Genomic DNA, 12887 nt, shown 5'->3' on the forward strand with positions numbered 1-12887 from the left:
GTAGGGAGTTTGCGCTGTCCGTAGTGACAACCGAGAAAGGGGAATTTTGATGCGGAAGCTTGCCGTAGCCGTGGCGCTTGCGACCACGGCTCTTAGCACGCCCGCCCTGGCCCGCGATGGTGCGTGGTATGTGGGCGTCGAGGGTGGTGCGATGATCGTCGAGGATATCGACTTCACGCTCGCCGATACCGACACGCAGGTGCTGAGCACCGACTCGGATTATGGCTGGGATGTCGACGGCATCGTGGGCTATGACTTCGGTGCGTTCCGCCTCGAGGCGGAAGTCGGCTATCGCCGTGCCGGTGCCGAAGAGCACCAGACCTCGGTCGCGCTGGCGGGTATCCCGGCCGGCATCTATGGCGAGGACCGCTCGTTCGGCCGCGCCTCGGCGCTCAGCTTCATGCTGAACGGCCTCATCGACTTCGGTGCCGACGACGGCATCCAGGGCTTTGTCGGCGGTGGTGCCGGTGTCGCCCGCGTGAAGTATGAGGACTATGGCATTGCGCCGGTCACGCTGCTCGACGACAGCGACACCGTCTTCGCCTGGCAGGCGATCGCGGGTGTCCGCGCGCCGCTGAGCGAGAATGTCGACGTGTCGCTGAAGTATCGCTTCTTCAACGCCGACGACGTGACGGTGCAGGCGAACACGGGCGCGCTGCTCGACTCGCGCTTCCGCTCGCACAGCCTGCTGGGTGGTGTGATCTTCAACTTCGGCGAGCCGACCCCGCCGCCGCCGCCGCCGCCGCCGCCGCCCCCGCCGCCGCCTCCCCCGCCGCCGCCCCCGCCGCCGCCGGCTGAGGTCGTCTGCACCCCGGGGCCGTACATCGTGTTCTTCGAGTGGGATCGCTCGGACATCACGCCCGAGGCGTCGAGCATCCTCGACAACGCCGTGTCGGCCTATCAGAACTGCGGCAACGCGCAGGTCATGCTGGCCGGTCACGCCGACAAGTCGGGTGCGGCATCGTACAACGTCGGCCTGTCGCAGCGCCGTGCGGACTCGGTCCGTGCGTACCTGTCGGGCCGCGGCATCCCCGATGGCAACATCTCGACCGAAGCGTTCGGCGAGACCCAGCCGCGCGTCGACACCGCCGACGGTGTGCGCGAGCTGCAGAACCGCCGCGTGGAAGTCACCTACGGTCCCGGCGCGGGCATGTAATCGCGCCGGTCCCGACGGGACTGGAAAAGAGAGGGGAGGCCGGGCGACCGGTCTCCCCTTTTTTGTGCGCAGCGTGTTCCGGTTGTTCTGAAGGTGCGGTGCTTAGGCGCGCAGCAGGAGCTGCGTCGGGGAGACCTCGATCACCGGCACTTCCCAGGGATGTGCCGCGATCAGCGCGTTGAGGGCGCGGTCAAGTGTGTGGTCGGGCGTACCGGCCGGGACATAGAGCGTGAGGATGAGCGTGGGTGACCGCTGCGGCTGACCCGGCATGCCGAGCGTCGGCTGCGCGTCGGCGGCGGGGGTGAAGGCTTCCCACCCCGGCGCAAGCTCGATCACCGAGCGATAGATGCCGAAATCGCCGAGGGCGGGATGGTCGCGGATCGTTGCGAGCATGTGCGCAGCCTGCACATCGTGGTCAATCGCCTCAATGCGGCCGGCAAGAAGCTGCGCCAGCGTGTCGGCGGCGATCGGGCAGTGGATGCGGATGACGGTGGCGGCGCGAAGGGTAGGGCGAAGCGGTTCCATCGGCGCGACCCTAGGCATCGCCGCGCGGGCGGCAAGGGTGGGGCGGCGCTAGTGGAAGTCCCGTGATTTCTGCCGGATCGCATCCTCGGGATCGCAGCCGTTCCGGAAGGCGGGGTGGTAGAGGCTGCGACCTTTCGGGCGCCATTCGGGATCGCCGCGATCGGGTGAGCCGCCGCCGCCGGGCCGGCCGAGGCGCGGCATGTCGATCTCCCCGATCGCTTGGAGCATGGGACTCAGATCCTCGAGCGTGTCGGCGATGACGTGGATCACCTCCCCCTCGCGCTGTATCCGGCCGCGCACGCCGAGCATCGCCGCGGACATGACGGTGCGACGATTGGCCTCGAACCGGTCGGGCCAGAGGATGATGTTGGCGATGCCGGTCTCGTCCTCGATCGTGATGAAGAGAACGCCCTTGGCGCTGCCGGGCTTCTGGCGGACGAGGACGATGCCGGCGAGTTCGAGATAGGTGCCATCTTTCAGCCGCCTGAGGTCACCGCAGCGCGTCATGCGGCGGCGGGTGAGCTCGTCGCGAAGGAAGACGAGCGGGTGTGCGCGCAGCGACAATTGGGTGGCGCGGTAATCCTCGACCACCTCGCGCCCTGCGGTCAGCGGATCGAGCGCGACCGGGGCCTCGTCGAGTTCGGGCCGGGTCGCGCCCTCGCGCGCATCGGCGGCGGCGAAGAGGGGGAGCGGGGCGGCGCCCAGGCCCTTGATCGTCCAGAGCGCCTGACGCCGGTCGAGGCCGAGGGCATGGAACCCGTCGGCGCGCGCGACCCGTTCGAGCGCGGCGAGCGGGACGCCGGATCGGCGCCAGGCATCCTCGATCGAGGCGAAGGGCCGGTCGGCGCGGGCGGCGACGATCGCCGCGCCATGTTCGTTCGAGAGGCCGGCGACAACGCGTAGGCCAAGGCGCAGCGGCAGCGCGTGGTCGCCCATGCCGATCAGCCGCGTATCCCAGCGGCTGTCATTGATGCAGACGGGGCGGATCTCGACCCCGTGCTCACGCGCATCGCGGACGATCTGCGCGGGGGCGTAGAAGCCCATCGGCTGGGCATTCAGAAGCGCCGCACAGAAGATGTCGGGATGATGGCACTTCATCCAGGACGATGCATAGGCGATCTTGGCGAAGGACGCGGCGTGGCTTTCGGGAAAGCCGTAGCTGCCGAACCCCTCGATCTGCTTGACCAGCCGTTCGGCGAAATCGAGCGCGATGCCGTTCCCCTGCATGCCGGCGATCAGCTTGTCGCGGAACTCGCCGACGCCGCCGGTGAACTTGAAGGTCGCCATCGCGCGGCGCAAGCGGTCGGCCTCATTGGGCGAAAAGCCCGCGCCCCGAATCGCGACCTGCATCGCCTGTTCCTGGAAAAGCGGCACGCCCAATGTCTTTTCGAGGACCTCGCGCAATGCCTCGCTGGGATAGTCGATGACCGCGTGCGGGTCGCGGCGCTTCAGCTCGCGGCGCTTGAGATAGGGGTGGACCATGTCGCCCTGGATCGGGCCGGGGCGGACGATCGCGACCTGGATGGCGATGTCGTAGAAATTGGTGGGCTTCATGCGTGGCAGCATCGCCATCTGCGCGCGGCTCTCGATCTGGAACACGCCGAGCGTATCGGCGCGGCGGATCATCTCGAAGGTGGCGGGGTCGTCGTCCTGCAGCGCGGGCGAGGCGAGGGTGAGGTGCGTATCCTTGTGCTCGCCAAGCAGGTCGAAGGCGCGGCGCATGCAGCCGAGCATGCCGAGGCCGAGAATGTCGACCTTCATGAAGCCCAGCTCCTCGATATCCTCCTTTTCCCACTCGACGACGCGGCGGGCCTCCATTGCGGCGGGCTCTATGGGGACGAGATCGTCGAGCCGGTCGCGCGTCAGCACGAAGCCGCCCGGATGCTGCGACAGGTGCCGCGGCGTGCCGATCAGCTCGCGCGAGAGGTCAAGCGTCAGGGCGATGCGCGGGTCGGCGGCGTCGAGATTGAGCGCCTCGGCATGCTGTTCGCCCACCCCCTCCGAAGACCAGCCCCAGACCTGGCCCGCGAGCGCGCCGGTCAGATCCTCGGGCAGGCCCAGCGCCTTGCCGACCTCGCGCACCGCGCCGCGCGCGCGGAAGCGGCTGACGACCGCGGTCAGCGCGGCATGGTCGTGGCCCCAGGTCTCGTAGATCCACTGGATCACTTCCTCGCGCCGCTCATGCTCGAAATCGACGTCGATATCGGGGGGCTCGGCGCGGTCCTCCGAAATGAAGCGCTCGAAGAGGAGCTTGTGCTTGATCGGGTCGATCGAGGTGATGCCGAGGACGAAGCAGATCACCGAATTGGCAGCCGACCCGCGGCCCTGACAGAGAATGTCCTGGCTGCGCGCAAACTGGACGATCGAGTGGACGGTGAGGAAGTAGCGGGCATAGCCCATCCGCTCGACGAGGCGGAGTTCGTGTTCGAGGAGCTCGGTATATGCCCGGGGCGGGTCGCCGTCGAAGCGGTCGGCAAGCGCGCGGCGGGCCATCAGCGCGAGCGCTTCCTGCGGGCTCTTGCCCGACATCACGATCTCGTCGGGATATTGGTAGCTGAGTTCGCGGGGCGAGAAGCGGCAGCGTTCGGCGATGGCGAGACCGGCGGCGAGCGCTTGCGGCAGATCGGCGAAGCGGCGCGCCATGAGGTCGGGCGGCAGGAGATGCCCGTCGCCGATCCGCGACCGGCGGGCGCCGAGCGCGTCGATCGTCGTCTTCTCGCGGATCGCGGTGACGACGTCGTGGAGCATCCGGCGGTCGGGATGGTGGTAGCGCACGTCGCCGGTGGCGAGCGGGGTCAGGCCATGCGCGGCGGCGGCCCCGGCGAGGGCGTGGAGGCGTCGCACCTCCTCGGGCCGGCGATGCGCCGAGAGGGCGACATGGCCGTCCTTGCCGAAGAGGTCGGCGACCCAGCGCATGCCGGCGTCATCCTCGAACTGGGCGGCGCGCGGGACGAGCGCGGCGACGAGGCCGGCGGCGTGGTCGGCGACGTCCTCCCAATGAAGGAAGCATTGCCCCTTCTCGCCGCGGCGGCGATCGGCGCGCGACTTGCCGAGGGTGAGGAGGCGGGTGAGGCGGCTCCAGCCGGCGCGATCCTCGGGCCAGACGAGCAGCGAGCGCCCGTCGACGAGGTCGAGGCGGCAGCCGGCGACCAGGCGGATCGGGCGGCTCTGTGCGCTGACCTGTTCGGCGGCAACGAGCGAGCGGACGATGCCCGCGACCGAATTGTGGTCGGTGATGCCGAGGACGGCGTGCCCCATCTCGCTGGCGGTGACGAACAGCTCTTCGGCCGAAGATGCACCGCGCAGGAACGAGAAATGCGTCGTGACGTGCAACTCGGCGTAAGGGGGGTCAGCGGCGAGCATGACAAAGCACGAGCCAGATAGCGTCGCGCATCACCCGAACAGCCCATGCAGCCACCAGCTGAGGTCGCCCGAGACACTGCGCATCCCGTCGCCGCGGCGGTAGAGCCAGTAGCGGCGGCCGTCCTCGTCCTCGACGCGGAAATAGTCGCGGACGGCGTGTGCCTCTCCCAGCCGGCGCCACCATTCGCCGTGGATGCGCTCGGGCCCGTCGGCGCGGACGACGCGGTGGCTGACGCCGCGCCAGGTGAAGCGCGCGGGCGGTCGGTCGGGCAGTTCGGCGACGACATGGTCGAGGCGCTCGGGACGCTTGAGCAGCCGCGCGGGGCGCGGCCATTCGGGGTGCCAGGCGGGGATGTGGTCGGCATCGCCCAGGCGGCGCACATCGTCGGCGGCGAGGCGCGAGGGTGGAGCCGCATCGGGCGCGAGCGGCGGCGCGGGGGCGGCCGAGCGTTCGGGCACGTCGCTCTCGACCGCGCGCACGCGCCACAGCCGGGCCATGCCGATGCGGTTGGCGATCGCGTCGATGAGGGGGGCGAGGTCGGGCGCCGCCTCGGCATCGAGTCGCTCGTCAAAGGGCATGGGGCCGAGCGGCTCGGCGCGGCGGACATGGAGCGTCATCGCGTCGATGCCATAGCCGGGCTCGACCTCCTCGATCCGGCGGGCGATGAGGCGGAGGATATGCGCGGGATCGCGGCTGGCGCGGGCGAGGCCGATGCGGAGCCGCTGCGGCACATGATCGACGCGCTCGGCGACGAGCTCGATCGCGCGTGCGCCGAGGCCGGCGGCGGCGAGTTCGGCGGTGAGGCGGGGAACGAGTTCGCCCAGCCAGTGCGCGATCCCCTCCGCGGTGGCGATCGGTTCCAAGAAACCCTGGCGGCAGGCGATGGCGGTGCGCGGGATGACGGGATCGAGCGGTTCGGCCACGCGGCCCAGCGCCTGATCGAGGCGTTCGAGCGCACGGGCGAAGCGGCGTGCGAGGGGGCCGCGCGGCAGCTCGGCGAGCTGGCCGATCCGCTCAATCCCGAAGCGCCGCAGCATCTCGACATCGGCGGAATCGAGGCGGAGCGCCGCGGCGGGCAGGGGGGCAAGCCAGTCGGCATCCTCGCCGGGCGGGCAGAGCAGCACGCGGTCGGGCGTTGCCGCTGCAGCTTCCTGCTGTCGCGCACGCCGCGGGGCATAGGGATTGCCGTCGTCGCGCGGGTGGCGGATGCGGAAATCGGGGGCGTCGGCCAAGTTCGACTGCCTCGCCTGGCGCATCCCGGCATGGCGCGGGCGCGGCGCGGCGAAGCTCGGCTCGCCAGGCGGCGCGCCGTGGCGGACGAGCGCGGCGGCGGCGCCGGGCGTGCCGGCAACCGCGATCCGCGCGCCATGCCCCGCACGGCCAAGCACCGCGACGATGCGCGCTGCCATCGCCGCCTCCCCCCCAAACAGATGCGAGACGCCGGTCAGGTCGAGGAAGATCAGGTCCTCGCCCCCCACCGCCACCGCCGGGCTCCATTTACGCGCGAGCGCGACGGCGAGGCGTCTCAGGCCCGCGGCGTCAGCGGCGGGATCGGCGGGGTGGACGATGAGACCCGGCACCATCGCGCGCGCGGCGGTGAGCGCCAGCCCCCGCTTGAGGCCCAGCGCCCGGGCGGCAGGGCAGGCGGCGTGGACGACGACCTTCGCCCCCTCGCGCAGGCTGGTGACGACTGGCGGGTTCGCAGGCGCAGGGTTGGCGGCGCGCATGGTTTCGCGGCGGGGTGGGGCCGGCGGCTGGTCCTTGAGCGAGAAGGGGACATGGCCACGCGCCTCGTCGGGGCGGAGCGCGCGGAATGGATGGTCGGCTGCCTCGCTGCGCCGGCCGAGCTCGCGCATCGGCGGGCGCTGGTGCGCGGGAAGGCGGGCGATCTCGGCCTCGACCGCATCGGCGCAGCCGCGTGCCCAGCGCGCGCCGGGTCGCCAGCCGGGCGTGTTGGGCACCGAACATTCGTTGGCGCGCTCGTCGGCGACCGCTGCCGCCAGCGCGCTCATGTCCGCGGCCGCGCGCTCAGGCGGCGGCTCGGGAATCGCGCCCGTCCGCCGCAGCCGGTCGATCGACCAGTCGGGCAGGCAGAGCGCAGCGACCCGTCGCATCGCAAGCCTCCAATAGCCATTCCCCGGATTCGCCGCCGCGCTGTCGCACCAGCGCCGCATGCCAGCGCGCCCGCCCCACCCCCGCCACGGCGAGCGGGGCCGAGGGGGCGCAGCCGATCCGCCAGCGCGTCACCGCCGCAGACGGCACGCCCAGCGGATCGACGCCGCTCCGCCCGTGCCGCTTTAGCATCAGCGCGATCGTGCGTCCGCCCTCCGCCGCGAGTTGCAGCCGACGCGTCGCGGGCAGGCCGACACGCTTCACCTCGCCAATCACTGCGCCGAGGCCCCGGTGGCGAAGCCCCTCCTCCATCAGCGCCAGCACCTCGGCATCGTCGGCCGCCTCGGCATAGAGGACACGCTCGGTCGCGAGACCGGCTTGCGCGAGGCCGGGGGCGAACAGGTCGCGGCGGCGGACGATCCAGAGGACGGTCCCCCATGCGCGCGCGGCGATTCCAGTCAGGAACAAGGTCGCCGCCGCGTCGTCGGCAAGGTCGGGGGTGGCCCCCACCACCTCGTGCAGCGCATTGAGCCGGAGACCGCCCCCCGCCAGCCGATCGTCGATCGCGCCGATGCCGAACGGCAGCGCCGGCCGCCGGCGGAAACCGGTGCCCTCGATGGCGTTCAGCGCTTGGCGCAGCTCGGCTAGGGTGGCGGACATGACGACTCGGTTGAACCAGAATGTTCCTATTCTGTTCCAACAATGGCGGGAGTCAATCCGCCATTCGTCTCGAAATTTACAGGGCAGCGATGCTGACCCATTTACAACCGCATCGGCGCGTGTTGTAATTTTATAATAGAGCCGTGACCCGACGAATCGGGCCGTGCCGAGCGCCTTGCGCACGAAGTTTGGAGAGTTTGACTTGTCAGGCGACGTTCCCGCCAATCGCCCGCCCTTGTCGTTGCACGTGCCCGAGCCGCGGTTCCGGCCCGGTGACGCCGTCGATTATGCCCATGTCGAGGTGCCGCCCGCAGGATCCGCGAGGCGGCCAGAGCCCGGCGATGCCGCCGCGAGCTTCCACGAACTCGCCTTCGGCCTGGTCCGCGTGCTCGACGAGGAGAACCGCGCCGTCGGTCCCTGGGCGCCGCGGCTGTCGCCCGATGTGCTGCGGCAGATGCTGCGCAACATGGCACTGGTCCGCGCCTTTGACGAGCGCATGTTCCGCGCGCAGCGACAGGGCAAGACCAGCTTCTACATGAAGTCGACCGGCGAGGAGGCGGTGTCGGTCGCCGCCGCCATGGCGATGCAGCGCGACGACATGTGCTTCCCCAGCTATCGCCAGCAGGGCATCCTCATCACCCGCGACTATAGCCTGGTCGAGATGATGAACCAGATCTACTCGAACCGGGGCGACAAGCTGCAGGGCAAGCAGCTGCCGATCATGTATTCGGCGAAGGACTACGGCTTCTTCTCGATCTCGGGCAATCTCGCGACGCAGTATCCGCAGGCGGTCGGCTGGGCGATGGCGTCGGCGGCGAAGGGCGACAGCCGCATCGCCGCGACCTGGTGCGGCGAGGGGTCGACGGCCGAGGGCGACTTCCATTCCGCGCTCACCTTCGCCACCGTCTATCGCGCGCCGGTGATCTTCAACGTCGTCAACAACCAGTGGGCGATCTCGAGCTTCTCGGGCTTTGCGGGGGCGGAGGCGACGACGTTCGCGGCGCGGGCGGTGGGGTACGGCATCGCCGGGCTGCGGATCGACGGCAACGACGCGCTCGCCGTCTATGCCGCGACCGAATGGGCGGCCGAGCGCGCGCGCACCAACGCCGGGCCGACGCTGATCGAGCACTTCACCTATCGCGCGGAGGGGCACTCGACCTCCGACGATCCCACCGCCTATCGCTCCGCCGACGAGGCGACGGGCTGGCCGCTCGGCGACCCGATCCGGCGGCTGCGCGACCATCTGATCGCGATCGGCGAATGGGATCTCGAGCGCCACGCCGCACAGGATCTCGAACTCGCCGAACAGGTGAAGCGGGCGCAGAAGGAAGCGGAGGCCAACGGCATCCTCGGCCACGGCCTGCACCAGCCGCTCGATACGCTGTTCGACGGCGTGTTTGAGGAGATGCCCTGGCACCTTCGCGAGCAGCAGGCGCAGATGCTGGCCGAAGAAGAAGCGAGCGGCCGTCCGTGGGCCCGCAAGTGATCGATCGTCGCCATCTGATCGCCGGCGCGGCCGGCACGGCGGCGTTTTTGCTCGCGCGGCCGGCGATCGCCGGCGCCGTGGCGCCGGTCGAGGAGGACCTTCGCGTTTCGCCCACGCGCACGACCAAGCTTTCCGCATGGCGTCCGGCGCGCTCTCGCGGCACGGTCGTCTTCTCGCACGGGCACGGCTCATGGCCCACGCGCTACGAAGCGCTGGCGGCTCGCCTCAATGCGGCGGGCTGGAGCGTGATCGCCCCGGTCCATGTCGATTCGATGCGCCACCCCGATCGCGCGAAGTTCACGATGCAGGCGAGCTTCGGCGAGCGGATCGCCGACCTCAATGCCGCGATCGCAGGCGTTTCGGCCGAGCAGCCGGTGGTGCTGGTCGGGCACAGCTTCGGCACGTTGGGCGCGCTCTGTCTGGGCGGGGCGCTCGGTTATATCGCGCCGTTCCGCGCGCCGCGAGTGAAGGCGGTGCTGGGCTTCTCGACGCCCGGCAAGGTGCCCGGCCTGATCCAGCCGACGGCCTACACGACGCTCGCCGTGCCGGTGATGGTGGTGACCGGGACAGAGGATCGCGTACCCGGCTTCGTCGCCGATCCCGCCGACCATCTGTTCGTCAGCGAAACGGCACCCGGCCCGGCCTACACGATCGTCGCCAAGGATGGCGGCCATGAGCTCGTCGCCGATGGGGCGGCGCTAACGCGCTACGTGCCGGCGATCGAGCATTTCCTGTCGGCCTATGGCCTTGGCGACGCAAAGGCGCTGGCGGCGCTCGATAAATGGGCGGCGCCTGCGGGCGACCGCTTCGTGGTGAAAGCAGCATGACCGACGAGATGATCGAAACCGCCGCCCCGGCCGGGGGCGAGACGAGCCGCATGAACATGATCCAGGCGATCAATTCGGCGCTCGACGTGATGATGGGCCGCGACGACGACGTGCTCGTCATGGGCGAGGACGTCGGCTATTTCGGCGGCGTGTTCCGCGCGACTGCGGGGCTTCAGCAGAAATATGGCAAGACGCGCGTGTTCGACACGCCGATCACCGAGATCGGCATCATCGGTGTCGCGATCGGTATGGGCGCCTATGGCCTGCGACCCGTGCCCGAGATCCAGTTCGCCGACTATATCTATCCCGCGCTCGACCAGCTGGTCAGCGAGGCGGCGCGGCTGCGCTATCGTTCGGCGGGGGAGTTCACCGCGCCGATCACCGTGCGCTCGCCCTATGGCGGTGGCATCTTCGGCGGGCAGACGCACTCGCAGTCGCCCGAGGGCATCTTTACCCATGTCTCGGGTATCAAGACGGTGATCCCATCGACCCCCTATGACGCCAAGGGCTTGCTGATCGCCGCGATCGAGGACAACGACCCCGTCCTCTTTCTCGAGCCCAAGCGCATCTACAACGGCCCGTTCGACGGCAACTGGGACCGCCCGGCGAAGAACTGGTCGGCACATCCGGGCGGCGCGGTGCCGGCGGGCTATTACCGGATCGAGCTGGGCAAGGCGGCCACGGTGCGCGAAGGCGGCGACCTCACCATTCTCGCCTACGGGACGATGGTGCATGTGGTGCAGGCGGTGGTCGAGGAAGCGGGCGTCGATGCCGAAATCCTCGACCTGCGCACGCTCGTTCCGCTGGATATCGAGGCGATCGAGGTTTCGGTGAAGAAGACCGGCCGCTGCATGATCGTGCATGAGGCGACGCGGACGGGCGGCTTCGGCGCCGAACTCTCCGCGCTCGTCACCGAACGTTGCTTCCACCATCTGGAGGCGCCGGTCGAGCGCGTGACCGGCTTCGACACGCCTTATCCGCACAGCCTCGAATGGGCCTATTTCCCTGGCCCCGTGCGCATCGGCCAGGCGCTCAAGAAGATCATGAAGGACTGACGATGGCGCTGTTCAAGTTCCGCCTGCCCGACATCGGCGAGGGCATTTCCGAGGCCGAGATCGTGGCCTGGCACGTCAAGGTCGGCGACCGCGTCGAGGAGGACCAGAGCCTTGCCGACATGATGACCGACAAGGCGACGGTCGAGATGGAATCGCCGGTCGCCGGTACCGTCGTCGAGCTGGCGGGCGAGGTCGGCGATCAGGTGCCGATCGGCTCCACGCTGGTCGTGATCGAGACCGAGGGCGCGGAGGAAGCGGCCGAGACCCCCGCCGCGCCGGTCACCGAGGCGGTGGTAGAGGCCGAAAATCCCGGCGTCGAGGAAGTGGTGGCAACGCCCGCCCCTGCACCGACGCCCGCGCCCGCGCCGGTCGCGGCAACACCCGCAGCCCCGGAAGCTGCGCCAGCTTCCGCCGAGGATACACGCAAGGTCCTGGCCTCCCCCGCCGTTCGTGCGCGGGCCAAGGACCTTGGCGTCGACCTGTCGCAGGTCCGGCACGAGGGCGCGCATGTCCGCCATGCCGACCTCGACGCGTTCCTTCGATATAACGGCGCACAGGGCTATCACGCCCCGCACGCCAGCCGCGCTCGTGAGGACGAGGCCGTCAAGGTCATCGGCATGCGCCGCCGCATCGCCGAGAACATGGCCGCCTCGAAGCGCGCCATCCCGCACTTCACCTATGTCGACGAGATCGACGTGACCGCGCTGGAGGCGATGCGCGGCGACCTCAACGCCAACCGGGGTCAGCGGCCCAAGCTGACGATGCTGCCGTTCCTGATCGTCGCCATCTGTCGCACGCTGCCCGACTTCCCGATGCTCAACGCGCGCTACGACGACGAGGCGGGCGTGGTGACGAGGAGCGGCCGCGTCCATATGGGCATGGCGACGCAGACCGACGCCGGCCTGATGGTCCCCGTCATCCGCGATGCGCAGGACAAGAATGTCTGGCAGCTCGCGACCGAAATCGGCCGCCTGGCCGACGCAGCGCGCACCGGAAAGGCCAAGTCGGAGGAGCTGTCGGGATCGACGATCACCGTCACTTCGCTCGGCCCGCTTGGCGGCATCGCGACGACGCCGGTCATCAATCGCCCCGAAGTGGCGATCATCGGCCCGAACAAGATCGTCGAGCGCCCCGTCTTTGACGGCGACGACATCCGCCGCGCCAAGCTGATGAACCTGTCGATCAGCTGCGACCACCGCGTCGTCGATGGCTGGGACGCGGCAAGCTACGTTCAGGCGGTGCGCAAGCTTCTCGAGACGCCGGTCCTGCTCTTCGCCGACTGATCGTCGTCCTTGAACGCCGCGAGGATCGGGCAAGGCCCCGCGCCGCCCGATCCGCAGGCGTCCGCCAGCTTCGACAGCGCCGTACGCGCCGCAGTCAGCGCCGCGATCTGATCGTCGAGGGCGACGACGCGCGCGGCCGCCAGCCGCCGCACGCCTGCGCGGTCACCGACGGCGTCGAGCGCGAGCAGATCCCCGATCTGGTCGAGCGTGAAACCCGCCGCCTGTGCCGTACGGATGAAGCGCAGCCGCTCGGCCTCCGCCACGCCATATCGCCGGATGCCGCCGCTCGACCCGCCCCCCGGCGGCCGTTCGGGAACGCCGAGCAAGCCGCGGCGCTGATAGTAGCGCACTGTCTCAACCCCAACGCCGCCTGCTTTTGCAAGTTCGCCGATCGTCATCGCTTGTTTCCGTACCATGGT

General features: G+C 69.8%; 10 protein-coding genes. 5 read left to right on the forward strand and 5 right to left on the reverse strand.

The window, feature by feature from the left end:
• Positions 1-49 precede the first annotated feature (49 nt).
• Entirely contained in the window at positions 50-1156 is a 1107-nt protein-coding gene (locus COC42_RS10755) for an OmpA family protein (protein ID WP_096344142.1), read from the forward strand.
• A 102-nt stretch (positions 1157-1258) separates the two neighbouring features.
• On the opposite strand, the gene COC42_RS10760 is transcribed toward COC42_RS10755, so the two are convergent.
• The 4 genes from COC42_RS10760 to COC42_RS10775 are packed head-to-tail and all read right to left on the reverse strand — an operon-like array spanning position 1259 to position 7817.
• A complete protein-coding gene (locus COC42_RS10760; RefSeq protein WP_096343349.1) occupies positions 1259-1681 on the reverse strand; it encodes a YqfO family protein in 423 nt (140 codons plus the stop codon).
• Between the two features lie 48 nt (positions 1682-1729).
• Positions 1730-5044: an error-prone DNA polymerase gene (locus COC42_RS10765; RefSeq protein ID WP_096343350.1), complete on the reverse strand. Its 3315-nt coding sequence runs from the start codon at positions 5042-5044 to the stop codon at positions 1730-1732.
• A gap of 30 nt (positions 5045-5074) precedes the next feature.
• A complete protein-coding gene (locus COC42_RS10770) occupies positions 5075-7159 on the reverse strand; it encodes a DNA polymerase Y family protein (RefSeq protein ID WP_245844048.1) in 2085 nt (694 codons plus the stop codon).
• Positions 7074-7817, reverse strand: coding sequence for an ImuA family protein (locus COC42_RS10775; RefSeq protein ID WP_096343351.1), 744 nt, complete (start codon positions 7815-7817; stop codon positions 7074-7076). The genes COC42_RS10770 and COC42_RS10775 overlap by 86 nt, the downstream gene beginning before the upstream one ends.
• A 202-nt stretch (positions 7818-8019) precedes the next feature.
• Between COC42_RS10775 and COC42_RS10780 the strand changes: the two genes are divergently transcribed.
• Genes COC42_RS10780 through COC42_RS10795 form a run of 4 tightly spaced genes read left to right on the forward strand, consistent with a single transcriptional unit; the run spans position 8020 to position 12468 of the window.
• Entirely contained in the window at positions 8020-9303 is a 1284-nt protein-coding gene (locus COC42_RS10780; RefSeq protein ID WP_096343352.1) for a 3-methyl-2-oxobutanoate dehydrogenase (2-methylpropanoyl-transferring) subunit alpha, read from the forward strand.
• On the forward strand, positions 9300-10130 hold the full coding sequence (locus COC42_RS10785; protein ID WP_176484641.1) for an alpha/beta fold hydrolase: 831 nt from the start codon (positions 9300-9302) through the stop codon (positions 10128-10130). The genes COC42_RS10780 and COC42_RS10785 overlap by 4 nt, the downstream gene beginning before the upstream one ends.
• A 50-nt stretch (positions 10131-10180) precedes the next feature.
• Positions 10181-11185, forward strand: coding sequence for an alpha-ketoacid dehydrogenase subunit beta (locus tag COC42_RS10790; protein ID WP_096344144.1), 1005 nt, complete (start codon positions 10181-10183; stop codon positions 11183-11185).
• Between the two features lie 2 nt (positions 11186-11187).
• On the forward strand, positions 11188-12468 hold the full coding sequence (locus COC42_RS10795) for a dihydrolipoamide acetyltransferase family protein (protein ID WP_096343354.1): 1281 nt from the start codon (positions 11188-11190) through the stop codon (positions 12466-12468).
• On the opposite strand, the gene COC42_RS10800 is transcribed toward COC42_RS10795, so the two are convergent.
• Positions 12417-12866, reverse strand: a complete 450-nt coding sequence (locus COC42_RS10800; protein ID WP_096343355.1) for a MerR family transcriptional regulator — start codon at positions 12864-12866, stop codon at positions 12417-12419. The genes COC42_RS10795 and COC42_RS10800 overlap by 52 nt on opposite strands.
• Positions 12867-12887 lie beyond the last annotated feature (21 nt).

The sequence above is a fragment of the Sphingomonas spermidinifaciens genome, assembly GCF_002351485.1.
In the GTDB taxonomy this organism is placed as follows: domain Bacteria; phylum Pseudomonadota; class Alphaproteobacteria; order Sphingomonadales; family Sphingomonadaceae; genus Sphingomonas; species Sphingomonas spermidinifaciens.

Coding starts and splice junctions, on each gene's coding strand:
- COC42_RS10755 (WP_096344142.1), top strand. CDS start 50: ATGCGGAAGCTTGCCGTAGCCGTGGCGCTTGCGACCACGGCTCTTAGC.
- COC42_RS10760 (WP_096343349.1), bottom strand. CDS start 1,681: ATGGAACCGCTTCGCCCTACCCTTCGCGCCGCCACCGTCATCCGCATC.
- COC42_RS10765 (WP_096343350.1), bottom strand. CDS start 5,044: ATGCTCGCCGCTGACCCCCCTTACGCCGAGTTGCACGTCACGACGCAT.
- COC42_RS10770 (WP_245844048.1), bottom strand. CDS start 7,159: ATGCGACGGGTCGCTGCGCTCTGCCTGCCCGACTGGTCGATCGACCGG.
- COC42_RS10775 (WP_096343351.1), bottom strand. CDS start 7,817: ATGTCCGCCACCCTAGCCGAGCTGCGCCAAGCGCTGAACGCCATCGAG.
- COC42_RS10790 (WP_096344144.1), top strand. CDS start 10,181: ATGAACATGATCCAGGCGATCAATTCGGCGCTCGACGTGATGATGGGC.
- COC42_RS10795 (WP_096343354.1), top strand. CDS start 11,188: ATGGCGCTGTTCAAGTTCCGCCTGCCCGACATCGGCGAGGGCATTTCC.
- COC42_RS10800 (WP_096343355.1), bottom strand. CDS start 12,866: ATGACGATCGGCGAACTTGCAAAAGCAGGCGGCGTTGGGGTTGAGACA.